The sequence below is a fragment of the Winogradskyella sp. ABM4_392 genome (assembly GCF_056160445.1).
On sequence record NZ_JBSWXE010000003.1, the window covers coordinates 32,423 to 56,184 of the forward strand.

The window sequence follows — 23,762 nt, forward strand, 5'->3', positions numbered from 1 at the left end:
AGCATGCTAAAGTTAAGAATTAATTTTTAATTATTTTTTAGGTACTCTAAAGAGTAAAACAATACCTATTAAAAAGAAAATAAAAAGAAATAGTATGGAGTTACGCATACTGCCAGTAACCTGATCGATAAAACCATAGATAAGCATTCCTATCACTATACCAATTTTTTCAGCGACATCGAAAAAACTAAAATATGATGTTGTATCTTCTGTTTCTGGTAAAAACTTTGAATATGTAGATCTAGCTAATGATTGTACACCTCCCATGACCAAGCCTACTAATGAAGCAGCTACGTAAAATTGAACTGGTGTTTCCATAAAATAAGCGTAGAAGCACAAACACATCCAAATAAAATTAACAGCAATTAAAGTAGGTATGTTTCCAAATCTTGAAGATGCTTTTGAAGTTAATACCGCACCAATAATTGCAACAAGCTGAATGACTAATATACTCACTATGAGTCCTGTTGTTTTTGCTTCATCACTTCCCCAAGCAATTTCTTCTTCACCAAAATATACAGCGACTAGCATTATGGTTTGTACTGCCATACTAAACACAAAAAAAGCATATAAATAACGCTTAAGTCTTAAGTTTTCTTTCAGTTCTCTCCAAACACCTTTTAATTCTTTAAAACCATTGAATATAACATCCTTAGTCACCTTGTGTCCTGATGACACACCTTTTGGCAACACATAAAATGTATATTGGCTAAAACCTGCCCACCATATACCAACAGTAATAAATGAATAGCGCATCATTTGTACTTTATCTGCGCCATCTTCTTGGCTCATAACCATTGCTAAGTTAATTACCAACAAAATAACACTGCCGATATACCCTAAACTAAAACCCTTGGCACTTATACTATCTTGTTGCTCTTCATGTGCTATGTCTGGTAAGTAGGAGTTGTAATACACTAAACTTCCCCAATATCCTATTAAACCCATAAAATAGAATATTAAACTTAAATGTATTCTATCTAAACTAAACCAATACAAGCCTATACAACCAACTGAACCAACGTAGCAAAAGAATTTCATAAAATTCTTCTTATTACCAACATAATCAGCAATACCAGATAAAATTGGTGATAAAAAAGCAACAACTAAAAATGTAAATGCTGTAACAAAAGTAATGAGCGCAGTACTTTTAAAATCATAACCAAAAGCGCTTACAATTTTCTTATCTGAAAGAAATAATGCAGAATAAAAAATTGGAAAAATAGATGATGCAATGGTAAGGGTGTATACAGAATTTGCCCAATCATAAAATGCCCAAGCATTAAGAAGTTTTTTACTTCCTTTTTTAAGTTCGTTCATAGAGGTATAATAAAAAAGCTGCTCTAAAGAGCAGCTTCTAAAGTAATCATTTATTTTTTAAGCCAATATTAATTTATTGTTCTAAACGAAGTAACACCGAATTTTTTTGCCTCAGCTTTAGCCTTTGGAGATAATGCTTGTAAAGTTGCAATTCTCGAGTCATTACTTGGATGAGTACTTAAAAACTCTGGTGGTGCTTGTCCTCCACTATTAGCCTTCATACGCTTCCATAACTCTGCTGCTTCATCTGGGTTATAACCAGCAATTGCCATTAAAATTACACCAATTTTATCTGCTTCAGTTTCGTGAGATCTACTAAATGGTAAAACACCACCAACTGTAGAAGCTAATCCGTAAGCTTGCATCCACATTTGTTGTTTTTCAGGGCTCTCATTTCCTGTAGCCACAGCAACTCCAATACCACCTAATTGCTGTAATATACCAGAACTCATACGTTGTTGACCATGATTTGCTAAAGCATGAGCCACCTCATGACCCATAATGGCAGCAACACCAGTTTCATTTTGAGCGATTGGTAAAATACCTGTGTAAAACGCAATTTTACCACCTGGCATACACCATGCATTAACCTGTTCGGATTCTATAAGTTTATATTCCCATTTGTAATCATCTAAATATCCTTGATGTCCATTTGCATTCAACCAACGCTCTGCAGCAACAGCAATACGTTGTCCTACTCTGGTGATCATTTCGGCATCCTTAGTACCTGTAACTACTTTACTTTCACTTAAAACTTGATTGTATTGCGCAAAAGAAGAAGGAAACAATTGGTCATTAGAAACAAATGCCATTGTTTTTTTTCCTGTAAACGGATTTGTAGCACAAGAAACGATAAATGCTACTATTCCTAATATTGATATTCCTTTTTTAAAAGTCATAGCTAATGGTTTAAATTATGTATTTACTAAAATACGAAAAATCTATTCGTAATTATAAGACACTTCTTTTACTATATGGTCACTTAGATTTTGCTTCTTTTCCCATAATATGAAGTTCTGAAAAGTTCTTATCTACCACAAAAGAATTTGTACCATTAGATTTTAAGTGTGTTAATGAAATAACTTGGTTATCTATTTGAATTTCAGAAATGTCAAATGGCAACCCATGGATTATAACATTAAAGGTTTCATAAGTTGTGATAAACTTACCTTCTTTATGCTGATTTATAATAAGTTCATTCTTTCTACCAGTAAGACTAAAGTTTCTTAAGCTATAACGTCCTTTTGTGTAATCATAGCCATCATTGGCATCACTAAATAGTTCACTAACTTCTTTTCCATCTTTATAATAAACATCTAGTGTTATCTCTGTTATTTCTTTTTCACCAACATATTGTTGCACTGGAAATTTAGGGATAATTGCTCCTTCTTTTATAAAAATTGGCATACTATCTATGTCTGCATCTACCCACATTTCTTTTCCACCTCTTATAATTTCATCTGTCCAGAAATTATACCAATTTCCTCTCGGAATATACATTCTACGTCCTTTTGCATTTGGTTCTAAAACAGGACAAGCTAAAATTTGTTCACCAAAAATAAATTCATCAGTCCTGTAATGCGTTTGAACATCGTCCTGATCAAACATCACTAAAGATTTTAGCAACGGAGTACCATGATCCGCATAATTCCAAAAAGCAGTATACGAATAAGGTAAAAGTTGATACCTTAACTCAATAAACTTACGTACTATATCTGTAACATCTTCATCAAAAGCCCATGGTTCCTGGTCTCCATGATCACCAGATGAATGGACTCTGAAGAATGGATGAAAAACACCAAGTTGAATCCATCTAGTAAACAACTCACCTTGAGGTTGTTCAGCAAAACCGCCAATATCACTACCAGCAAATGAAAAGCCAGACATAGCTAAACGTTGTGCTTGAATATTAGCAATCCATAAATGCTCCCAAGTTGCGACATTATCACCAGTCCAAGTAGACGTGTAACGCTGCGTACCAGAATATGCTGCTCTTGTGATTACAAATGGTCGTTTTGGGAATGAATATTTCTTTAAGCCTTGATATGTTGCACGTGCCATTTGCATTCCATAAATATTGTGCGCTTTTCTATGGCTACAAGGATTTCCGTCGTAATCATGTCTTACATCATCTGGAAAAGTTTTATTAGGTACTTCCATTACAGCAGGCTCATTCATGTCATTCCAAACTCCTTTAATGCCAATCTCTTCAATAAGTTCTTTAAAAAGTCCTGACCACCAATCTCTAACTTCCGGATTTGTAAAATCTGGAAAATAACACTCACCAGGCCAAACTTTTCCTTTCATGTATGGGCCATCTGCACGCTTACAGAAATAATCTTTTTCTAAGGCTTCTTTAAAAACTGAATAGTCTTTATCGATTTTAATACCTGGATCTATTATGGCTACAGTTTTAAAACCTTGCTCTTTTAGTTCTTTAACCATACCCTTAGGATCTGGAAAATATTCCTTATTCCATGTAAAGCAACGAAAACCATCCATATAATCGATATCTAAATAAATAGCATCGCAAGGGATCTGAAGCTCTCTAAATTTTGATGTTATTTCTTTTACTTTGCTTTCTGGATAATAACTCCACTTACATTGATGAAAGCCAAGTGCCCAAAGTGGTGGTAAATGGTGAGGTTTTCCTGTTAAATCAGTATAACTTTCCACAACATCATTCATTTTTGGACCGTAGAAAAAGTAATAATTCATTTCTCCTCCTTGCGCCCAAAAGCTAGTTACATTACGTCTTTCTTGAGCAAAATCGAATGAACTTCTGAAAGAATTGTCAAAGAAAATCCCGTAAGCTTTTCCATGATGTAAACCTGTGTAAAAAGGGATAGCCTTATAAATTGGATCTGTATCTTTTCCGTAAGCATAAGAATCTGTTACCCAATTATTATAACGCTTACCTTTTAGATTTAAGTGGTTGGGTTTATCACCCAATCCGTAATAACTCTCACCATCATTAGAAACTTTACTCATCTTTACGATATTTCCACCATACTCGTAACTCTCTTCCCAATGAAAACCAATCTCATCTTGGTTAATTAAAATATCATCTTTGGCATCGTAAATTGAAACTCGGAGACTTTCTTTAGAAATTTCGCATCTTAATTTTGATGTAACTACAACGTAAGAATCCTCATTTTCTTCAATTTCTAATTTATTGTAACCAATACTTGCATATTTGGTTATGGCGTAAGAGAAATCATTATCAAAAGTACCTACGGTTGTATATCTAAATCTTAAAAGACTATCGCGTACAACTGTTAATTGAAGAATAACATCGTTGTCTGTTGAGAAATAAAGCTTATCAACATCTTTCTCAAAGCCTATTATTTTTGATGGAAACTGATTTCCTTTATTTTCTAATTCTGTATTTGTAATCATAGCATGATTTAATATAAAAGGGCGTGTAAAAAAACGGAAAAATTAGAACTTAAGAAAGTTGTTTGCACTGTAATTATACCGAATTGTCAACTATAACGTTTTCGAGTGCTAATTTTGCTTAAATCGTAAATATCAAACAGAATATCAGCACTTTATTTAGAATATTTGAAAGCTAACATTCCAAGTGGTGGAATATTAACCTCAACAGAGTAGTCTCTATATTGCCAAGGTTTTGATTTTACAGTTTGCATTTTATTTTTATACTCTCCAGAACCAAAATATTTTTTTGAATCACTATTGAATATTTCTTTTAACTTTCCTTTTCTCGGCACTCCTACTTTATAATTTTCTCTTGGCACTGGTGTCATGTTACATGCTACAATTATATCATCTTCGGTATTATTACCTATTCTAATGTATAACAAAACAGAATTTTCAGAATCGTTGTAATCTATCCATTCAAAACCTTCGCCAATAAATTGTTTTTGGTGTAAAGCTGGTTCTTTTCTATATAAAGCATTTAAGTCTTTAATTAATGTTTGCACACCTTTATGAGGAGCATATTGTAATAAATGCCAATCTAAACTTTGTTGAAAATTCCATTCTTCACTTTGCCCAAATTCAGCACCTTGAAATAAAAGATTTGTTCCTGGATGTGTAAACATATAAGAGTACAAAAGCCTTAAGTTCGCAAAACGTTGCCACTCATCACCTGGCATTCTACCCAAAATAGATTGCTTCCCATAAACAACTTCATCATGGCTTAATGGCAGCATAAAATTCTCAGTAAATGCGTAAGTCATACTAAAGGTTAAATCATTGTGATGATGTTTTCTGTAAATTGGTTCTTTAGCAAAATACTGCAATGTATCGTGCATCCAACCCATCATCCATTTCATTCCAAAACCTAATCCACCAAGGTAAGTTGGCTTAGAAACCATAGGGAATGATGTTGATTCTTCTGCAATAGTTTGAACATCTGGAAACGAAGTGTAAACAGCTTCATTCATTTCGCGCATAAATGAGATAGCTTCAAGATTTTCTCTACCTCCAAACATATTTGGTTCCCACTCACCTTCTTCTCTACTATAATCTAAAAACAGCATTGACGCAACAGCGTCAACCCTTAGACCGTCAGCATGATATTGATCTAGCCAAAAAATAGCATTGCTAATCAAGAATGACTTTACTTCGTTTCTTCCATAATTGAAGATTAAACTTTTCCAATCAGGATGATAACCTTTGCGCCTGTCTGGATGTTCATACAAGGCAGAACCATCAAAAAAACCTAGACCATGAGTATCTTCAGGAAAATGCGAAGGCACCCAATCTAAAATGATTCCTATATCGTTTTGATGAAGTTTATCTACTAGTAATTTAAAATCTTCAGGATAACCAAAGCGCGATGTTGGTGCAAAATAACCTGTAAGCTGATAACCCCAAGATGGATCGTAAGGATATTCCATAATTGGCATAAGCTCTACGTGCGTAAAGTTCATATCCTTTACATACGTCACAAGATCTTCTGCAAGCTCGTCATAGGTTAAGAATCTATTTTCCTCAACTTTCTTTTTCCACGAGCCTAAATGAACTTCGTAAACTGAAAAAGGAGCATCTAAAGCGTTGTGTTCTTTACGCTTTTTCATCCATTTGGTATCTTTCCACTTATAATCATCTTCCCAAACTATTGAAGCTGTATTTGGTGGATGCTCACAACGTCTTGCATACGGATCTGCCTTCTCAGTTTTTATATCATTATGATGACTATGGATTTTATACTTGTAAATGTTGCCTTTACCAACACCTGGTATAAAGCCTTCCCAAATACCACTTTCGTCCCAACGCACATTAAGTTTATGATCTCCTTCTAACCAAAAGTTAAAATCACCAACAACGGAAACTGATTTAGCACTTGGTGCCCAAACCGCAAAATAGGTACCTTCTACTCCATTAACGGTTGTAATATGAGAACCGAATTTTTCGTAAAGACGATAATGTTTACCAGATTTAAACAAACCAATATCAAAATCTGTAAATAAACTGTGTGCAATTACTTCTGCCATATTTATAAAACAAAACCTTTTGGTATAACTACACCTTTTTTAATGACTACAATCCCATCTTTTACTACATATTTATCTGTTTCTGTTTCTTCAAGATGAGGGCCACCATTAATTCTTACATCATCACCTATACAAACATTTTTATCTATTATTGTGTTTTTGATAAAACAACGTTCTCCAATGCCTGCCAGAATTTCTGTGTTTTGACGTTCAATACCTTCTAGTGTTTCATAATCATCATTACCCATCATGTATGTGTTAATTACTGTAGAATCTTTTCCTATACGAGATCTAATACCTATTACAGATTTTTCAATTTTTGCTGCAGAAATTAAACAGCCCTCTGCTACAACAGCTCTATCTAATGTTGTTCCAGATATTTTTGAGGTTGGTAAAATTCTGGCATTAGTATAGACGCGTTGTTTAGAATCGTAGAGGTTAAACTTTGGTATTTCGTCTGTCAAACCAAGATTAGCTTCAAAAAATGAGTCAATGTTACCAATATCTGTCCAATAGCCTTCGTACTGATAGCTAAGCGTTTTATGTTTATCAATAGATTGCGGTATAATTTCTTTACCAAAATCTATAGTATCAGGGTTTTTCATTAATTCAACCAGAAGATCTCTATTAAAGATATAAATACCCATTGATGCCAAGTGATTTTTTCCTTGTGCTTGCATTTCTGCACTTGTAGGCGATACCCAATCTGGTAATAGACTAGCATCTGGTTTTTCTATAAATGAAGTCACTACATTATCTTTATCTGTTTTTAATATCCCAAATGAAGTTGCCTCTTTTTCTGTAACAGGAATTGTTGCAATAGAAATTTCTGCATTAGACTTACTATGAGCCTCTATCATTTCGTTAAAATCCATTTGATATAACTGGTCACCTGACAAAATCAAAGCATACTCAAAATCATGTCTCAAAAAATGCTGCATTCCTTGTCTTACAGCATCTGCAGTACCTTGAAACCATGACTTACTTTCTGGTGTTTGCTCTGCTGCCAATACATCTACAAATGCCGAACTAAAAAAACTAAAGTGATAAGTGTTTTTTATATGTCTGTTGAGGGACGCAGAATTAAACTGAGTTAAGACATACATTCGCTTCACATCAGAATTAATGCAGTTAGAAATAGGTATATCTACCAATCTATATTTTCCTGCAATCGGTACAGCTGGTTTAGAGCGTTTTTCTGTAAGAGGGTATAGACGAGACCCTTGTCCACCACCTAGAATTATTGACAATACTTTATCGTTAATCATGATTTTAAGTTATTGAATTGTATAAATTTATATATGCTTTTGCTGAAACCTCCCAAGAATTATCAATAGTCATAATTGTCTTTTGATTATTCTTAAACATGGTTTCTTGTTTGTAAAATTGTTTTGCTCTATTAATTGCATCTAATATTGAATGTTCTGATACGTCACTATGGGTTATCCCAAATCCTTTATGATAATCAATATCAATGACAGTATCTTTGAGGCCACCTATTCGCCTAACAATCGGCACTGTTCCATAGCGTAAGGAATACATTTGATTTAATCCACAAGGCTCTACACGCGAGGGCATTAATAAAAAATCTGAACCTGCATAAATAATATGCGACAACCTCTCATCATAACCAATGAAACAATTATAATTACCTGTATGAACGTTCTTTAAAGATACTAATTCTGCTTCAGTTTGTGGCATACCAGAACCTAATAACAAAATTGAGATCTCTTTTGATTGTAATGCCTTGTAAAAAACACGTGGAAGCAACTCTGCACCCTTTTCACCTACCAACCTACCTATAAAAGCAAACAAAGGCTTAGATTCATCAAGATTAAACTCCTTACACAACCATTTTTTATTGGCTTTTTTTCCTGAAACTACAGTGGATTTTTTAAAATTCTTAATGATGAATTCATCAGTTTCTGGATTCCAAACATCAGAATCTATTCCATTTAAAATACCTATCGCCTTTTGTCTTTCAGAGCTTAAAAGCGCTTCTAATCCATTAGCATTCTGCATTAACTCATCCATATAACTTGGTGATACAGTAGTAACTCGCCAAGCACACTTTATAGCAGTAGCCAGAGGATTTATGACACCATTCCAATCCAATAGCCCAATATTATCCAAATTAAACTCAGGAATTTTATTCAAATGCTCGTAAGACATCCATCCTTGATATTGTGCATTATGAATTGTTGTTATTATGGGTATTTTATTTAACACTTCATACTTAAAAGACTCTTGTGCCATAAAAGGAATTAACCCAGTATGATGATCATGACAGTGAATATAATTTGGTTTTTCATCTAAGGCTAGTAACCAATCCATGGCAGCAATCTGAAATGCTAAAAAACGATCTGTATCATCCTCAGAATAGACATAATCTTTGTGTAACAATGATTTAATATCTATAAAATATACAGGGAAATCTAGAACAGTATTTTTTGTCATTAACACCTCAAAATGGTGCTTAACTTCACCCAAATCTATATTGGCCTTATAAATTGACTTAAATGTATTCTTTTGCGTAAATTTATTATTATAAAAAGGCATGATTACAGCACTCTCTACGTCTAACTTATTTTGGTATTTCGGCAAAGCTCCAACAACATCTGCAAGACCTCCTACTTTAGCAACAGGATAACATTCAGCACTGATATGAATTATACGCATTTATATTTTTATTAAAGTCTAAAGTTAACGAATATTAACCTGAAAACATAAGGACTCTCGTAAAATAAATATTACATTTTTTGTAATTAAAGTTATCTTAATTCGACTTGAAGTAGCAATTATATTATTTAACTTTAACCTATGAAAAAGATAACATTATTACTTGTATTGGGCTTGTTCCTAAACTGCAACTCCACAGCCCAAAAAAAGGAAACCAAAGAAGAAACTTTTCCTGTGACTAAAACTGAAGCTGAATGGAAAGCTGAATTAACTGAAATGGAATACTATGTTCTTAGAGAAGCTGGTACCGAACGTGCATTCTCTAGTCCACTAAACAAAAATTACGAAAAAGGGGTTTATCATTGTGCAGCTTGTGATACACCTTTATTTAAAAGCGAACATAAATTCGATTCAGGTACTGGCTGGCCAAGTTTTGATAAAGAAATAGAAGGTAATGTTGCCTTTTCAACAGATTATAAAATTGGATATGCACGTACCGAAGAACATTGTGCAACTTGTGGTGGGCACTTAGGCCATGTTTTTAATGATGGACCAAAGGATACAACCGGAAAGCGTCATTGCATTAATGGTGTGGCATTAAATTTTGTACCAGATGACACTAAAGATGATGAATAGTTACATTGAGAGTAGTATTAAGCAATTTGAATATTACAAAAGTCTGGGAGACAAAACTTTTGCAAACTTAACTTTAGATGAATTAAAAAGAGAGTTTGCTGAAGATTCAAATTCTATATCTATAATAGTAAAGCATATTGTTGGCAACATGCTAAGTCGCTGGACCAATTTTCTAACCGAAGATGGTGAAAAAGAATGGAGACAACGAGATAAAGAATTTATTGATACATTTCACTCTAAAGAAGAACTTCTATCCGCATGGGATAAAGGTTGGGATTGTCTGTTTGGCGCTATAAAACCTTTAAAGAATGAAGATTTAGAGCGTATAATCTACATAAGAAATCAAGGCCACACAGTTGTTGAAGCTGTAAATCGACAAATGATGCATTATGCTTACCATGTTGGTCAAATTGTATTTTTAGGAAAACTTGCTAAAGGAAATAATTGGCAATCCTTATCTATACCTAAAGGAAAATCAAAAGATTACAACAAAGAAAAATTTTCTAAAGATAAAGGCAAAAGACATTTTACAGAAGACCTTTAATATTACATTTTGGTTTCGTAAATTCGTACTCTCAAAATTCAACTAAAAAATTACTCATGAGTAAATACGATATCATAGTATTAGGAAGTGGTCCTGGTGGCTACGTAACAGCAATTAGAGCATCTCAATTAGGTTTTAAAACTGCCATTGTAGAAAAAGAAAGTCTTGGTGGTGTGTGTTTAAATTGGGGCTGTATCCCTACAAAAGCACTTTTAAAATCTGCTCAGGTTTTTGAATATCTAAAACATGCTGAAGATTATGGTTTAAAAGTTAAAGATGCAGAACACGATTTTGATGCCGTAGTAAAACGTAGTCGTGGTGTAGCAGACGGTATGAGTAATGGTGTTAAGTTCTTAATGAAAAAGAACAAAATTGATGTTATTGAGGGCTACGGCAAAGTTAAACCTGGAAAGAAAGTAGACGTTGATGGTAAAGAATATTCAGCTGATCATATCATAGTTGCAACTGGTGCGCGTTCTCGCGAGTTACCAAGTTTACCTCAAGATGGTAAAAAAGTAATTGGTTACAGACAGGCGATGACACTAGATAAACAACCTAAGAAAATGATTGTAGTTGGTTCTGGTGCTATTGGTGTTGAGTTTGCATATTTCTACAACGCAATGGGAACGGAAGTCACCATCGTTGAATATATGCCAAAAATTGTTCCTGTTGAAGATGATGAAGTTTCTAAACAGTTAGAGCGTAGCTTCAAAAAATCTGGAATTAAAATTATGACTTCTGCTGAAGTTACTTCTGTGGATACTTCTGGAGAAGGTGTTAAAGCTACAGTAAAAACTAAAAAAGGTGAAGAAGTTTTAGAAGCTGACATCGTACTTTCTGCTGTAGGTATAAAATCTAACATTGAAAATATTGGATTAGAAGATGTAGGCATCGCTGTGGATAGAGATAAAATTTTAGTAAACGACTATTACCAAACTAACATACCTGGTTACTATGCTATTGGAGATGTTACTCCTGGACAAGCTTTAGCACACGTTGCTTCTGCAGAAGGTATTCTTTGTGTTGAAAAAATAGCAGGAATGCATGTAGAAGCGCTTGATTATGGAAACATACCTGGTTGTACTTACTGCTCGCCAGAAGTTGCTAGTGTAGGTCTTACAGAGGCTCAAGCAAAAGAACAAGGTTACGACATTAAGGTTGGAAAATTCCCATTCTCTGCATCTGGTAAAGCAAGTGCAGGTGGAAACAAAGATGGTTTTGTAAAGGTGATTTTTGATGCTAAATATGGAGAATGGTTAGGATGTCATATGATTGGTGCTGGTGTTACGGACATGATTGCAGAAGCTGTATTAGGTCGTAAATTAGAAACTACAGGTCACGAAGTATTAAAGGCAGTTCACCCTCACCCAACAATGAGTGAAGCTGTTATGGAAGCTGTAGCAGATGCTTATGATGAAGTAATTCACTTATAGATTGTATATTTACTATAATCATTTTATATATTAAAAAAAGCGATTCAAATGAATCGCTTTTTCTTTTTAGAACTTATAGCCAATACCAAAACGAATATTTTGCCTTGAGCCTACATTAAACTGGTCTAAATTTATTTGGTTTTCAAAACTATAACTCATTGTTGCATTAATGAAGAAATTTTTGCTAATATCATATTCCAATCCTAGCTCTGCAGCAAGACTAAAGTTTTTTGCATTTGTTGGTCTTTCGTCTAAAATAAAATCGAGTCTAGGACCTACAAATAATCTAAATTTATCAGTAATATGATATTTAAGCAATAAAGGAACTTCAATAAAATGATCCTGTTTGTATGTTAAATACCTTAATTCAAATTGAAAACTACTCTTTTTGAAAGACGTGTTTCAGCAAATAAGCCCGCATAATAATTAATTTGATCGAATGAACTATCTGCATTAGATACAAATGTCTGATCAATACCAGCCTTCACACCAAAAGTGGTTTTATTTTTATCATCCTCAGAATATGTCTGTGCAAAAACACTCGTAATTGTAGAAATAATAAAAGCTGTAGTTAAAATGATTTTCTTCATGATTGATTGTTGTTAGAATTAATATTAGCAAACATAGAATGTGTAGCTGTTAAAAAATCCTAATCAAATCCTAATCAAATTGAAAATTGAAGTTAATTGAATGTGAAAAAACCATAATATTTTATAATAAAAATAACGGGCAATTTACAACCTTAAGCCTAAACCTAGAAATAGCACGTTGGGAGAGAGTTCTTCGAAACCAATAGTATATTTCATGTGCATGCTTAAATCTAAAGAAAAATCATAATCCAAACTTAGATCTGCTCTTACCTTAAATTTATTAGAGAAAAAATCAAAGAAGTAATTTAAACTTGGTCCTACCAAAATATGGACCGTATCATAAATATCATATTTTAAATATATAGGCGCATTTAAAAATCTAAAATCACCTATACCTTTATAAAGTAGTTCTGGCTGAATATGAAATCCATTATCTATAGGAAGATCAACAAAAATACCACCATAATAACCTATTTCAGTATCTGGATTAGTACCAAAATCTCCTTCATTAACCTTAAAAAAGGTAAAGTTTAACCCACCTTTAATTCCAAATTCTGTTTGTGCCGAAGCCACAATACCAAAACAAACGAATAATAAGAACAGGATACGTTTTTTCATATTAAAAGATAAAGCTTTCTATTGCCAAATCATAGCTTTTAAGACCAAAACCTAGAATTACACCTTTAGAATTTGGTGAAATATACGATTGGTGTCTAAATTCTTCACGCGAAAAGGTATTAGATATATGCACTTCTACAACAGGTGTTTCTATAGCTTTTACAGCATCTCCAATACCAACAGAGGTATGCGTATACGCAGCAGCATTTAAAATGATACCATCATAACTAAAACCAACGTCATGCAACTTATCAATAAGCTCACCTTCTATATTAGATTGAAAATAATCTAGATTAATATTGTTATATTTAGTTTTTAGTACTTCTAAGTAATCTTTAAAGGTTTGGCTACCATAAATTTCTGGTTCTCGCGTACCGAGTAAATTTAAATTTGGTCCGTTTATTATAATAAGTTGCTTCATAAAGTAAAGGTATAAAAAAACGGAACTACTAAGTAATTCCGTTTTTAATTAATATGCTATTCTACTTATGGTTGAAATATAACCCCAACGTTAAAAGCTGACGTTGCATTAAATAAATTAATTTCGCTAAATCCAAGTAATTCAACAAAACCATTGTAGCCCTGGTATTGAATGAAAAGTTCTGTGTTTTCCGAAACATTAAACTTATAACCTATACCTAGACCCAAGCCAATGTCAAAACTACTTTCTAGTTCATCTTTAATATCAAACTCACCGTCAGGTGTATCTGCCTTAGCACTCAATAGGAAACCTAAAGTTGGTCCAAAATTTAAGAACCAATTTCTGTTAGAACCAAAATGCCAATTTGCGTGTATTGGAACTGCTAAATAATTGAGTTTATCAATATAATCTTCACCGGAAAGCTCAACCTTAGTCCCTTTTGAATCATAAAATAAACCAGAACGTAAACTCCAACGGTCACTAAAATAGTACTCACCTACTACACCAAAATTAAAAGCTGTTCTAATCTTATTGTCCAAGTTTTCTGAACTTGTGTAGTTAGATAAATTTAAACCAACTTGCGGTGCTAGCGTAAAATCACCAGAATCAGATTGCGCATTAACATTTAAAAAAGTTGCTACTACAACAGTAACTGAAAGTAAAATTTTTTTCATGAGAAATGATATTTAATAGTTTACACAAACGTAGTTTTTTACTTACAATTATTAAACTTGCAATTGTTAAAATTTTGAGCTACTTAGCGGATATAATATCGATTTAAAGGAATTATTCAAATTATAAACTAAAAGACAATAAAAAAACCGAAGCATTTACTTCGGTTTTTATTATTTGTTATAATACTTATTAGAAGTGTAAAGCAAAACCAATGTTTAACTCCAATACACCTTCATCAGTAAAATCTTCGTTTAATGATAAGTTGTAACGTAAACCTGGCTCAATTGAAATATTATCAGCAACAAACCAAGCATAACCACCTTGTAAACCTAACCATAATGGGCTTTCATCACCAAATACATCTTCACCAGATGCACCAGTAACGTCTACTTGTACAGGAAACTGACTAGCTACGTAATACTTAGCACCTACTTTGTATGAAAAAGAAGAAGCTCCATCAAAATCATTATAACCAAGACCTACTTTTACAGCTAAATCATCCATTACAAAATAACCTGCTTCACCACCAATAGACCAAACAGTTGTTCCGTCTATAGAAGTTAAACCAAAAGAAGTCGTTGATCTGTGAGCAGCACCTGTAGCACCACCACCAAAACCAGTGTTAGCCTCAACTAACCAAGATCCTTTACTTAGAGCACTAGACTCATCTTCTTGTGCATTAACACTTACAAATGCAAAAACTGCTAATGCAGTAAAAAGTAATTTTTTCATAATTATTTTAAGTTTTAAAATTAATTTGGTCGGCAAATGTAAGTTATAGGCTATATATAAAACTTAAAAAATTGTTAACAAAAGATGCTTTTTATCGATATTGAAAAAATCAAAAAAAAAGTCTTAAACTATACATGCTTAAGACTATTTAGGTTAATTCTAAATCAAAATGTATACAAAAAAAAGAGAGGCAAAATTGCCTCTCTCTAATATATGTAAGATTGTAATTATAATCCGAACTCGACACCTGCAGTTATCACATTCCAAGATCCTCCATCAACACTCACGCCTCTGTAAGCAACAACAATATCTAGGGCATCAGATACACTATATTGTACACGAGGTGCGTAATAAAACCCACCATCATTACCATCGTTAATACCTACCGCATACCCTAAGTCTGCTCCTAAAGTAAACTCTTCTGATACTGCATAACGACCTGCTGCCGTAACAGGAACAAATTGTACATCGTCTATTTCAAATCCATTAATTTCTTCACCAAAGTTGTGTTGGAAGCCAACAGAAGGACCAGCTTGAAAATCGTCAGACACTTCAAACAAATAACCTAAATCTACGGCAATAGAAAAAGTCGCTAAGTCACCTGCATCACCAATTGGTAATCCACCGCTGATACCAGCTTTAAATTCTTGTGCGTTAACACTTGCAAAAGCAAATACTGCAAAAGCAGCTAAAAATAATTTTTTCATAATCTTTTAAGTTTTAAAATTGATTAACAGTTTCAAATTAAAGTCTTTTTTTTATAATATTAAAATTTTAAGGTAGAGTTATTAACAATATTGTAAACATTTTTTCGTTAACACCTGTAAATCAAGTGTTTAATTTTTACGTTATTAACAAAATTTAGAAAAAATACGATGAATTGCGTATTATTTTTATTAGTTTTTACCCTTAAAAACTATATTTCTTAGCTATGAAATGGACTCAGGCACTCAAAGATTATAGGCATTATTTACAAATAGAACGTGGATTATCATTAAATTCTATTGAAAATTACAGTTACGATATTAAGAAACTAATAACTTATCTAGAAAATAGTCAATTAAATATATCGCCTGATAAGATTGATAATGACCTGATAAAGGAATTTATATATACCATTTCCAAAACAATAAATCCTAGATCTCAAGGTCGTTTAATTTCTGGATTAAGAAATTTTTTTGATTATTTAGTCTTTGAAAATTACAGAGATTCTAACCCTATGGATTTAATTGAGTCTCCAAAGATTGGTAGAAAACTGCCAGACACTTTATCTGTAGAGGATATAGATTTATTAATTAATACTATTGACCTAGGCTACCAATACCAAGGTGTTAATCTTGGTGAACGTAATAGAGCCATTTTAGAAACATTATATAGTTGTGGCCTGCGAGTTAGCGAACTTATTGAATTAAAAATCTCTGATTTGTTTTTTGATGAAGGTTTTATAAAGGTTACCGGAAAAGGTGATAAACAACGTTTTGTTCCTATTGGTGAGTCTACCAAAAAATATATAGAAATATGGAAAGCTATTAGAAACCATATTGATGTAAACCCAGAATCCAAAGATATTTTATTTCTTAATTATAAGGGAAACAAATTAACACGTGCAATGATTTTTACTATTATTAAAAATCTGGTTAAGAAGTCTGGTTTAAAGAAAACTGTCTCGCCTCACACCTTTAGACATTCCTTTGCTACACATTTGCTTGAAAATGGTGCAGATCTAAGAGCTATACAAATGATGCTGGGCCACGAAAGTATTACAACAACAGAAGTTTATATGCACGTGGATCGTTCGCACTTAAGTGATGTTCTAAATAAGTTTCATCCTAGAAAATAAAAAGGCGATCTAAATTAATAGAACACCCTTTTACATTACTTGAGTTAGTCATTTTATTTAGCAATATTTACTGCTCTTGTTTCCCTTATTACAGTAACTTTAACCTGTCCTGGATACGTCATATCTGTTTGAATTTTTTGAGATATTTCAAAAGACAAACTTGCCGCTTTCTCGTCTGATACTTTTTCACTCTCCACAATAACACGTAATTCTCTACCTGCTTGTATTGCATACGCTTTCTTAACACCTGTAAAGCCAAATGCTACGTCTTCAAGGTCTTTAAGACGTTGAATATACGAGTCAAGTACCTGACGTCTTGCTCCAGGTCTAGCACCAGAAATAGCATCACATACCTGAATGATTGGAGATAACAACGTTGTCATTTCTATCTCGTCGTGGTGTGCTCCAATAGCATTACAAACTTCTGGTTTTTCACCATGTTTTTCTGCCCATTGCATACCTAATATAGCGTGAGGGGTTTCAACATCTGTCTCTGAAGATGGCACTTTTCCAATATCGTGAAGTAATCCTGCACGTTTTGCAAGCTTAGGATTTAATCCTAATTCGGCAGCCATAACACCACAAAGCTTAGCAACTTCTCTAGAGTGTTGTAATAAGTTTTGACCATAGGATGAACGATACTTCATTCTACCTACCATCTTTATCAATTCTGGGTGAAGACCATGGATGCCTAAATCTATTACAGTACGTTTACCAACTTCTATAATTTCCTGCTCAATTTGCTTAGTCGTCTTTTTAACAACTTCTTCTATTCGAGCTGGATGAATTCTACCATCAGTGACTAGCTTATGAAGCGATAAACGTGCTATTTCTCGTCTTACAGAATCAAAACAAGATAAAATAATAGCTTCTGGTGTATCATCTACAATAATTTCTACACCAGTTGCTGCTTCAATAGCTCTAATATTTCGACCTTCTCTACCAATAATTCTACCTTTAACATCATCAGATTCTATATTAAAGACAGACACGCAATTATCAACAGCCTCTTCCGTACCAATTCTTTGAATGGTATTAATGATAATTTTCTTAGCCTCTTGTTGTGCCGTTAATTTAGCCTCTTCTAATCGATCTTGCACAAAGGCCATAGCATCTGTTTTAGCCTCTTCTTTTAAAGATTCTACTAGTTGTTCTTTTGCTTCTTCTGCTGATAATTGAGAAATAACTTCAAGCTGCTTTATTTGGCTTTTGTGTGCTTTCTCTATTTCGTCTTTCTTCTTTTCTAAGAATTCTAATCTAAAGTTGTAGTCCTTTATTTTATCATCTAAAGATTGATTAGACTTTTTAGCTTTTGAAAGCTCATTAGAAACTTGAGATTCTTTATCTCTAATGCGCTTTTCGGCTTCTGCCATTTTCTTATCTCTCGATAAGATTACCTTTTCGTGCTCTGCTTTAAGCTCTATAAACTTTTCTTTAGCCTGAAGTATTTTATCCTTTTTTAAAGCCTCAGCATCTGCTTTAGCTTGTTTTAAAATTGATTTGGATTCGCTCTCGGCATTAGCAATTAACTTTGATGCTTTACCTTTCTCCAAAGATTTTGCAATTACGTAGCCAATTATTAATCCTAATACCACTCCTCCAACTATAAATAGTATCGTGTTAGTGTCCATGATTTGTGTTTAGTTTAGTATATAAAAAAAGCCTACATCAGTTTTGGATTTTGTATAAACTCCTTAAAAACAAGTTTAGGGCTAACAAACTGATCAAGGATCTGCCCAAATACATAACGTATTAGCAGCATGCTTTTACAATTTAAACTCACCCTTTTTAAAGAATTAACGTTGAGTTTATCAAAAAATATAACTAATGTAGGCAGTAACCTTTTTGTATTTTAAAGAACGTACGAGTTAAATATGCTGGTTCAAAAGGTCATTTAAAGCTTCTAACTTTTCTTGCACCTCTTCATTAACATATTCTTTATCTATCGATTTTTGCTCTACCTGAGCTGCAAACTGCAAGGCACACATTGCCAAAACATCTTGCTTATCTCTTACAGAGTAATTTTGCTCAAACTGACCAATCATAGCCTCTATCTTTTTTGTGGCCTTACGTAAACCTTCTTCCTGTTTTGGATTAATTGTCAACGGATATACTCTATTGGCAATTGAAAGTTTAATTTTTAATTGATCTGACATCTAGTCTAAATTTACAACTTTATTCTGAGAGTTGACCTATACAATGGTCAATTTCTCTTATAAGTGCATTTATTTTGAGCTTTGTTTCTCGTTTATTTTCGTCACTACCAAGCATTGAATTTGCTATTTTGAGCGTTTCGTACTTATCTGCCCAAGAAGCAATCTCTTCTTGCTGCTCTAGAAGTTTTTGCTGCTGCTCTTCAAGCTGTTGAGACAATCTTGCGTTGGTTTGCTTTAAGACTTCTTGCTTATGTAAAACCTTGCTGATTTTATTCTCTAAAGCATCAACAATTTCTTCTATTTTACTCATTTAAGTAATTCAATACTGTTGAAACAAATTTAACATACCTATTTAAAAAACACAATTCTTTTACAATTATTTTTAATTGAGATAACAACTTAAAAATTAAAACGTTCAGAAAAATAATACAGTTTTCTGGTTTGCAATTCTTGTTCAATTTGATATTTTAGCTGTAATAGTGCTCTTTATGAAAAAAATTTTGCTTTTACTCTTGGTTTCGAGTTCATTGTTTTCACAATCAGAATATCCTCAAGACTATTTTAGAAATCCATTAGACATCACTTTGGTACTTTCTGGAACTTTTGCAGAATTGAGATCTGCCCATTTTCATTCTGGATTAGATATTAAAACGCAACGTAAAGTAGGTTTAAAGGTTTATACTGCTGCAGAAGGCTATGTGAGCAGAATAAAAATCTCACATTATGGTTATGGCAAAGCCCTTTATGTTACGCATCCTAATGGATATACAACTGTGTATGCACATCTTCAGAAATTTTCTGATCGTATAGAAAAGTATATAAAGGAATGCCAATACGAAAAGGAAAGCTATGAGGTTGAAGTTTTTCCTAGTACAGAAGAATTATTAGTTGCTCCAAATGAAGTTATTGCATATTCTGGCAATACTGGTGGTTCTGGCGGACCACATTTGCACTTTGAGATTAGAGACAATCAAGAACGACCTATAAACCCTATGATGTTTGGTATTGATATAAAGGACACTAAACGTCCGTTTGTATCTGCTGTGTATGCTTATCCTAAAGATGAAAATGCTGTAATTAATGGCAAAAATGAGCGTGTTCCTCTACGTCTAATTCCTCAACAAAATGGAGACTACGAGGTTGAAAAAATTACAGCATATGGTAATATTGGATTTGGTGTTACCTCATATGACAAGCAAGATTTAGCACCCAATAATAATGGTGTTAGTAACATACAAACCTTTTTTAACGGTAATAAAAGTCTCGAAATAGACTTTAAGCGTTTTAGCTTCGATGAAACAAAACATATAAAACGTCTTATCGATTATGAATACTTTAAAACCAAAAAGTCTCGAATTCAGAAATTATTCATTGAAGAAAATAATCCATTAAGCCTCTATAAAGATGCTTATGATAATGGTTACATTAACGTTGAAGACAGTACGTCATCTGTATACAAAGCAAGAATAAGAGATTATAAAGGCAATGAAACTTGGGTAAACATTCCTATTAGAGGCAAATACGAAACACTAAAACCATTAGAAAATGACTTTTCTAATAAAACCACTATTTATTCTGACCAAGCGACAGAGTTAAAATCTGGTCTTATTACAGTTAACTTTTATAAGAACACTGTTTATGATGACGTAGATATAGATTTTAGTGTAAGTTCTGATACGCTTCACCTCCATGAAGACAAGATTCCTTTACAAAAGAATTTTTATATCAATTACGATTTAAGCAATTACAAAACAGAACACCTCGACAAAATCTTTATTGCCAAATTATATGGTTATTACAAAAGACCAAGCTATGTCAGCACAAAAAGAAAAGGTAATATTCTCAGTGCAGGTAGCAAGAATTTTGGTACTTATACCTTAGCAATGGATACTGTAGCACCTACAATTTCACCTGTAAATTTTAAAGACAAAAAATGGTTAAGTAAATACCGCTACCTAAAAGTAAAAATTGACGATGATTTATCTGGAATAAGCAAGTACAGAGCAACAGTTAACGGCAAATGGATTTTAATGGAGTATGATTATAAAACAAAAATGTTGGTACACGATTTTAATGATAATATCGTTAAAGACACTAAGAATGATTTAAAGATAATTGTTACCGATAATGTTGGAAATAGTTCTACATTTGAAGCAACCTTTTTTAGAAAATAAAACTAAACTAATTGAAACGCTTACATTTTACCCTTCTTCTCGGCTTGTTTTTTAGCATGCTTTCTTTTTCTCAAACTGCAGTTATAAGAGGAGTTATACTAGATGAATTAAACAATCCCATTGAGGATGTAAACATTAAAGCCTCTACTGGTGAAGGTACGGCAACCAACCAAAACGGTTTTTATGAACTGAGAATACCATCTGATGTTGAAGTAACTATAGAATTTACCCATTTGAGTCATAAGCGTATCGTTCAGAAATTTAATCTAAAAAACGGACAGGAAATAGAATATAATCCTGTAATGAAGGTTGAAGCAGAACAAATTGCAGAAGTTGTAATTTCAACCAACACACGACAAAACGAAGATGGTGTGGTAACTATTGCGCCAAAAACCTTACGAACAATAAAAGGGGCTCAACCTGGTATAGAAAACATATTAAAAACACTTCCTGGTGTTAATATATCTAATGAATTAAGTACTCAATACTCTGTACGAGGTGGAAATTTTGACGAAAATCTTGTTTATGTAAATGAGATTGAAGTCTACAGACCATTCTTAATTCGTTCAGGTAACCAAGAAGGATTAAGTTTTGTTAATACAGATTTAGTGTCTAATGTAGATTTTTCAGCTGGTGGTTTTCAGGCAAAATATGGAGATAAACTGTCATCTGTATTAGATATTACGTATCGTAATCCTGTAGCTTTCGGAGTGCGTGCAGATTTAAGTTTACTTGGTGGAAGCGTTGCTGCTGAAACCGTTTCTAAAAATGGTAAGTTCTCTGGGATTGCAGGCATACGCTACAGAGATAACAGTTTAATTCTTAATAATCTTGAAACAGAAGGTAACGTAGAGCCTGTTTTTGCTGATGCACAGACGTATTTAACTTATCGCTTTTCTGATAAGTTTCATTTGAATTTTCTTGGAAATATATCTTTAAACAGATATAACTTTCAACCTGAAAATAGACAAACCAACTTCGGAACGTTACAAGAACCTGTTGCACTCTTGGTTTTTTATGATGGTAACGAAGAAGACGAGTACCAAACCTATTTTGGAGCTTTAAAAGCTAATTACTTTGTAAACGACGATTTAACTCTAAAATTTATTGGTTCTGCCTACCACACTTTAGAACAAGAATACTTCGACATTTTTGCACAATATCGCTTAGGAGAAGTAAACACAAACATTGGTGATGAGAATTTAGGTGAAGTTGAATTTAGCGAAGGTATTGGGTCACAGCTAACGCATGCACGTAACGATTTAGATGCTTTTATTATAAATGCAGAACATAGAGGTGATTATAAAATAGATGAAGAATCTACAGTAGAATGGTCCGTAAAATACACTCATGAAGATATTAGAGACCGTTTGGTAGAATATGAAATTATAGACTCAGCTGGTTTTTCTATACGACCACCAAATTTTAGTATACCAAACCTACAGCCTTACGAACCTTACGAAGGACCTTTAACTGCATTTGAAGATATAAGAGCTCTTAATAGAGTTAAAATAGATAGAGTGCAAGCCTTTGCACAGTATAGCAAACGTACAGAGTGGAAAAACAATGAAGTATTCTTTAATGCTGGTGTTAGAATGCATAATTGGACTGTTAGTGGTGAAAACTTAGAGAGCAATACACAAACTGTATTTAGTCCAAGAATGCAATTAGCTATAAAACCAGACTGGGAAAAAGATATGCTTTTTAGGGTTACTGGTGGTTTGTATTATCAACCTCCTTTTTACAGAGAGTTGCGAGATTCTTCTGGTGTTGTGCAACCTAATGTAAAAGCTCAAAAATCTTTTCATGTAGTATTAGGCAATGAATATAGTTTTAAGATTTGGGACAGACCTTTTAAATTGGTTACCGAAGCGTACTATAAAGGCTTGTCTAATGTTAATACGTATACTGTAGAAAATGTAAGAATTCGATATAGAGCAGATAATAATGCCAAAGCTTATGCTTACGGATTAGATATGCGATTAAATGGTGAGTTTGTTCCAGGAACTGAGTCATGGTTTAGTTTTGGTTACCTAAAAACTGAAGAAAACATTGATAATCGTGGCTACATAGCCAGACCAACTGACCAACGTTTAAAGTTTGGTGCACTATTTCAGGATTATGTGCCAAATATGCCTAATCTAAAAATGTACCTTAATTTAGTCTACAACACAGGTGTTCCTGGTGGTTCTCCAAGTTATGCAGATCCTTACGATTTTCAGATACGACTTAGAGATTACAGACGTGCAGATTTAGGTATTCAATTAGAATTAGTTAATCCAACAAAAACATATAAAGCTAACTGGAAAAAGACCTTTAGAGAACTCTCTCTCGGTTTTGAAATCTATAACATGTTTAACAACCAAAACTCTATCACTAACACTTGGGTTAGAGATGTTTACACCAAAAGACAGTTTGCAATACCAAACTACTTAACACCTCGTGTTTTTAACTTGAGATTGTCAGCTAGATTTTAACTATA

Annotated in this window: 22 protein-coding genes and 1 other RNA gene; 6 read left to right on the top strand and 17 right to left on the bottom strand. The window is 33.2% G+C overall.

All coding sequences use genetic code 11. The features are described from left to right. Positions 1 to 30: 30 nt before the first annotated feature. The 6 genes from ACXAFS_RS08860 to ACXAFS_RS08885 form a co-directional block, all read right to left on the bottom strand. The gene (locus ACXAFS_RS08860; protein WP_475306450.1) at positions 31 to 1,320 is read right to left on the bottom strand and encodes an MFS transporter; all 1,290 of its coding nucleotides are present in this window, start codon (positions 1,318 to 1,320) and stop codon (positions 31 to 33) included. A gap of 68 nt (positions 1,321 to 1,388) precedes the next feature. After that, positions 1,389 to 2,219, bottom strand: a complete 831-nt coding sequence (locus ACXAFS_RS08865) for a M48 family metallopeptidase (RefSeq protein ID WP_475306451.1) — start codon at positions 2,217 to 2,219, stop codon at positions 1,389 to 1,391. A gap of 79 nt (positions 2,220 to 2,298) precedes the next feature. Beyond that, positions 2,299 to 4,719 carry a glycoside hydrolase family 31 protein gene (locus tag ACXAFS_RS08870; protein WP_475306452.1) on the bottom strand — a complete coding sequence of 807 codons (2,421 nt, stop codon included), beginning with the start codon at positions 4,717 to 4,719 and terminating at the stop codon, positions 2,299 to 2,301. Positions 4,720 to 4,871: 152 nt separating this feature from the next. Beyond that, a complete protein-coding gene (gene glgB, locus ACXAFS_RS08875; protein WP_475306453.1) occupies positions 4,872 to 6,782 on the bottom strand; it encodes a 1,4-alpha-glucan branching protein GlgB in 1,911 nt (636 codons plus the stop codon). A gap of 2 nt (positions 6,783 to 6,784) precedes the next feature. Then, complete coding sequence (locus tag ACXAFS_RS08880) at positions 6,785 to 8,050, bottom strand: glucose-1-phosphate adenylyltransferase (protein WP_475306454.1); 1,266 nt, start codon at positions 8,048 to 8,050, stop codon at positions 6,785 to 6,787. A 4-nt stretch (positions 8,051 to 8,054) separates the two neighbouring features. Beyond that, complete coding sequence (locus ACXAFS_RS08885) at positions 8,055 to 9,461, bottom strand: glycogen synthase (RefSeq protein WP_475306455.1); 1,407 nt, start codon at positions 9,459 to 9,461, stop codon at positions 8,055 to 8,057. A 141-nt stretch (positions 9,462 to 9,602) separates the two neighbouring features. Between ACXAFS_RS08885 and msrB the strand changes: the two genes are divergently transcribed. From msrB to lpdA, 3 genes are read left to right on the top strand one after another with little or no spacing between them, the layout of a single operon-like run. Continuing rightward, positions 9,603 to 10,097 carry a peptide-methionine (R)-S-oxide reductase MsrB gene (gene msrB / locus ACXAFS_RS08890; protein WP_475306456.1) on the top strand — a complete coding sequence of 165 codons (495 nt, stop codon included), beginning with the start codon at positions 9,603 to 9,605 and terminating at the stop codon, positions 10,095 to 10,097. After that, on the top strand, positions 10,075 to 10,641 hold the full coding sequence (locus ACXAFS_RS08895) for a DUF1572 family protein (RefSeq protein ID WP_475306457.1): 567 nt from the start codon (positions 10,075 to 10,077) through the stop codon (positions 10,639 to 10,641). Before msrB ends, ACXAFS_RS08895 begins: the two co-directional genes overlap by 23 nt. 56 nt (positions 10,642 to 10,697) lie before the next feature. Continuing rightward, on the top strand, positions 10,698 to 12,074 hold the full coding sequence (gene lpdA, locus ACXAFS_RS08900) for a dihydrolipoyl dehydrogenase (RefSeq protein WP_475306458.1): 1,377 nt from the start codon (positions 10,698 to 10,700) through the stop codon (positions 12,072 to 12,074). A gap of 66 nt (positions 12,075 to 12,140) precedes the next feature. Here the strand turns inward: lpdA and ACXAFS_RS08905 are convergent, their stop codons facing one another. The 7 genes from ACXAFS_RS08905 to ACXAFS_RS08935 form a co-directional block, all read right to left on the bottom strand. Further along, positions 12,141 to 12,407 (bottom strand): outer membrane beta-barrel protein, encoded by a 267-nt coding sequence (locus ACXAFS_RS08905; protein ID WP_475306892.1) that lies wholly within the window; start codon positions 12,405 to 12,407, stop codon positions 12,141 to 12,143. 29 nt (positions 12,408 to 12,436) lie between these two features. Beyond that, on the bottom strand, positions 12,437 to 12,664 hold the full coding sequence (locus ACXAFS_RS08910; protein ID WP_475306459.1) for a hypothetical protein: 228 nt from the start codon (positions 12,662 to 12,664) through the stop codon (positions 12,437 to 12,439). A gap of 144 nt (positions 12,665 to 12,808) precedes the next feature. Next, entirely contained in the window at positions 12,809 to 13,282 is a 474-nt protein-coding gene (locus ACXAFS_RS08915) for an outer membrane beta-barrel protein (protein ID WP_475306460.1), read from the bottom strand. A gap of 1 nt (position 13,283) precedes the next feature. Beyond that, complete coding sequence (aroQ, locus tag ACXAFS_RS08920; RefSeq protein ID WP_475306461.1) at positions 13,284 to 13,703, bottom strand: type II 3-dehydroquinate dehydratase; 420 nt, start codon at positions 13,701 to 13,703, stop codon at positions 13,284 to 13,286. A gap of 65 nt (positions 13,704 to 13,768) precedes the next feature. After that, positions 13,769 to 14,377 carry a porin family protein gene (locus ACXAFS_RS08925; protein WP_475306462.1) on the bottom strand — a complete coding sequence of 203 codons (609 nt, stop codon included), beginning with the start codon at positions 14,375 to 14,377 and terminating at the stop codon, positions 13,769 to 13,771. A 190-nt stretch (positions 14,378 to 14,567) separates the two neighbouring features. Next, entirely contained in the window at positions 14,568 to 15,110 is a 543-nt protein-coding gene (locus ACXAFS_RS08930) for a hypothetical protein (protein ID WP_475306463.1), read from the bottom strand. A 227-nt stretch (positions 15,111 to 15,337) separates the two neighbouring features. Continuing rightward, positions 15,338 to 15,817, bottom strand: a complete 480-nt coding sequence (locus ACXAFS_RS08935; RefSeq protein WP_475306464.1) for an outer membrane beta-barrel protein — start codon at positions 15,815 to 15,817, stop codon at positions 15,338 to 15,340. 224 nt (positions 15,818 to 16,041) lie between these two features. Here ACXAFS_RS08935 and xerA point away from each other — a divergent pair, with 224 nt between their 5' ends. Next, complete coding sequence (gene xerA, locus ACXAFS_RS08940; RefSeq protein ID WP_475306465.1) at positions 16,042 to 16,950, top strand: site-specific tyrosine recombinase/integron integrase; 909 nt, start codon at positions 16,042 to 16,044, stop codon at positions 16,948 to 16,950. 53 nt (positions 16,951 to 17,003) lie between these two features. Here xerA and rny read toward each other — a convergent pair whose 3' ends face one another. The 4 genes from rny to ACXAFS_RS08960 all read right to left on the bottom strand — a co-directional run bounded on the left by rny (position 17,004) and on the right by ACXAFS_RS08960 (position 19,416). Beyond that, positions 17,004 to 18,581, bottom strand: coding sequence for a ribonuclease Y (gene rny / locus ACXAFS_RS08945; protein ID WP_475306466.1), 1,578 nt, complete (start codon positions 18,579 to 18,581; stop codon positions 17,004 to 17,006). A gap of 56 nt (positions 18,582 to 18,637) precedes the next feature. After that, positions 18,638 to 18,758, bottom strand: a non-coding RNA gene (gene ssrS, locus ACXAFS_RS08950) — 6S RNA. Between the two features lie 60 nt (positions 18,759 to 18,818). Beyond that, entirely contained in the window at positions 18,819 to 19,106 is a 288-nt protein-coding gene (locus ACXAFS_RS08955; protein WP_138434497.1) for a cell division protein ZapA, read from the bottom strand. A gap of 19 nt (positions 19,107 to 19,125) precedes the next feature. Continuing rightward, positions 19,126 to 19,416 carry a hypothetical protein gene (locus ACXAFS_RS08960; protein WP_138434496.1) on the bottom strand — a complete coding sequence of 97 codons (291 nt, stop codon included), beginning with the start codon at positions 19,414 to 19,416 and terminating at the stop codon, positions 19,126 to 19,128. 178 nt (positions 19,417 to 19,594) lie between these two features. On the opposite strand from ACXAFS_RS08960, the gene ACXAFS_RS08965 reads away from it, so the two are divergent. Next, positions 19,595 to 21,280 (top strand): M23 family metallopeptidase, encoded by a 1,686-nt coding sequence (locus ACXAFS_RS08965; RefSeq protein WP_475306467.1) that lies wholly within the window; start codon positions 19,595 to 19,597, stop codon positions 21,278 to 21,280. 11 nt (positions 21,281 to 21,291) lie between these two features. Then, entirely contained in the window at positions 21,292 to 23,757 is a 2,466-nt protein-coding gene (locus ACXAFS_RS08970; protein ID WP_475306468.1) for a TonB-dependent receptor, read from the top strand. The last annotated feature ends 5 nt before the right edge of the window (positions 23,758 to 23,762 follow it).

Coding starts and splice junctions, on each gene's coding strand:
- ACXAFS_RS08860 (WP_475306450.1), bottom strand. CDS start 1,320: ATGAACGAACTTAAAAAAGGAAGTAAAAAACTTCTTAATGCTTGGGCA.
- ACXAFS_RS08865 (WP_475306451.1), bottom strand. CDS start 2,219: ATGACTTTTAAAAAAGGAATATCAATATTAGGAATAGTAGCATTTATC.
- ACXAFS_RS08870 (WP_475306452.1), bottom strand. CDS start 4,719: ATGATTACAAATACAGAATTAGAAAATAAAGGAAATCAGTTTCCATCA.
- glgB (WP_475306453.1), bottom strand. CDS start 6,782: ATGGCAGAAGTAATTGCACACAGTTTATTTACAGATTTTGATATTGGT.
- ACXAFS_RS08880 (WP_475306454.1), bottom strand. CDS start 8,050: ATGATTAACGATAAAGTATTGTCAATAATTCTAGGTGGTGGACAAGGG.
- ACXAFS_RS08885 (WP_475306455.1), bottom strand. CDS start 9,461: ATGCGTATAATTCATATCAGTGCTGAATGTTATCCTGTTGCTAAAGTA.
- msrB (WP_475306456.1), top strand. CDS start 9,603: ATGAAAAAGATAACATTATTACTTGTATTGGGCTTGTTCCTAAACTGC.
- ACXAFS_RS08895 (WP_475306457.1), top strand. CDS start 10,075: ATGACACTAAAGATGATGAATAGTTACATTGAGAGTAGTATTAAGCAA.
- lpdA (WP_475306458.1), top strand. CDS start 10,698: ATGAGTAAATACGATATCATAGTATTAGGAAGTGGTCCTGGTGGCTAC.
- ACXAFS_RS08910 (WP_475306459.1), bottom strand. CDS start 12,664: ATGAAGAAAATCATTTTAACTACAGCTTTTATTATTTCTACAATTACG.
- ACXAFS_RS08915 (WP_475306460.1), bottom strand. CDS start 13,282: ATGAAAAAACGTATCCTGTTCTTATTATTCGTTTGTTTTGGTATTGTG.
- aroQ (WP_475306461.1), bottom strand. CDS start 13,703: ATGAAGCAACTTATTATAATAAACGGACCAAATTTAAATTTACTCGGT.
- ACXAFS_RS08925 (WP_475306462.1), bottom strand. CDS start 14,377: ATGAAAAAAATTTTACTTTCAGTTACTGTTGTAGTAGCAACTTTTTTA.
- ACXAFS_RS08930 (WP_475306463.1), bottom strand. CDS start 15,110: ATGAAAAAATTACTTTTTACTGCATTAGCAGTTTTTGCATTTGTAAGT.
- ACXAFS_RS08935 (WP_475306464.1), bottom strand. CDS start 15,817: ATGAAAAAATTATTTTTAGCTGCTTTTGCAGTATTTGCTTTTGCAAGT.
- xerA (WP_475306465.1), top strand. CDS start 16,042: ATGAAATGGACTCAGGCACTCAAAGATTATAGGCATTATTTACAAATA.
- rny (WP_475306466.1), bottom strand. CDS start 18,581: ATGGACACTAACACGATACTATTTATAGTTGGAGGAGTGGTATTAGGA.
- ACXAFS_RS08955 (WP_138434497.1), bottom strand. CDS start 19,106: ATGTCAGATCAATTAAAAATTAAACTTTCAATTGCCAATAGAGTATAT.
- ACXAFS_RS08960 (WP_138434496.1), bottom strand. CDS start 19,416: ATGAGTAAAATAGAAGAAATTGTTGATGCTTTAGAGAATAAAATCAGC.
- ACXAFS_RS08965 (WP_475306467.1), top strand. CDS start 19,595: ATGAAAAAAATTTTGCTTTTACTCTTGGTTTCGAGTTCATTGTTTTCA.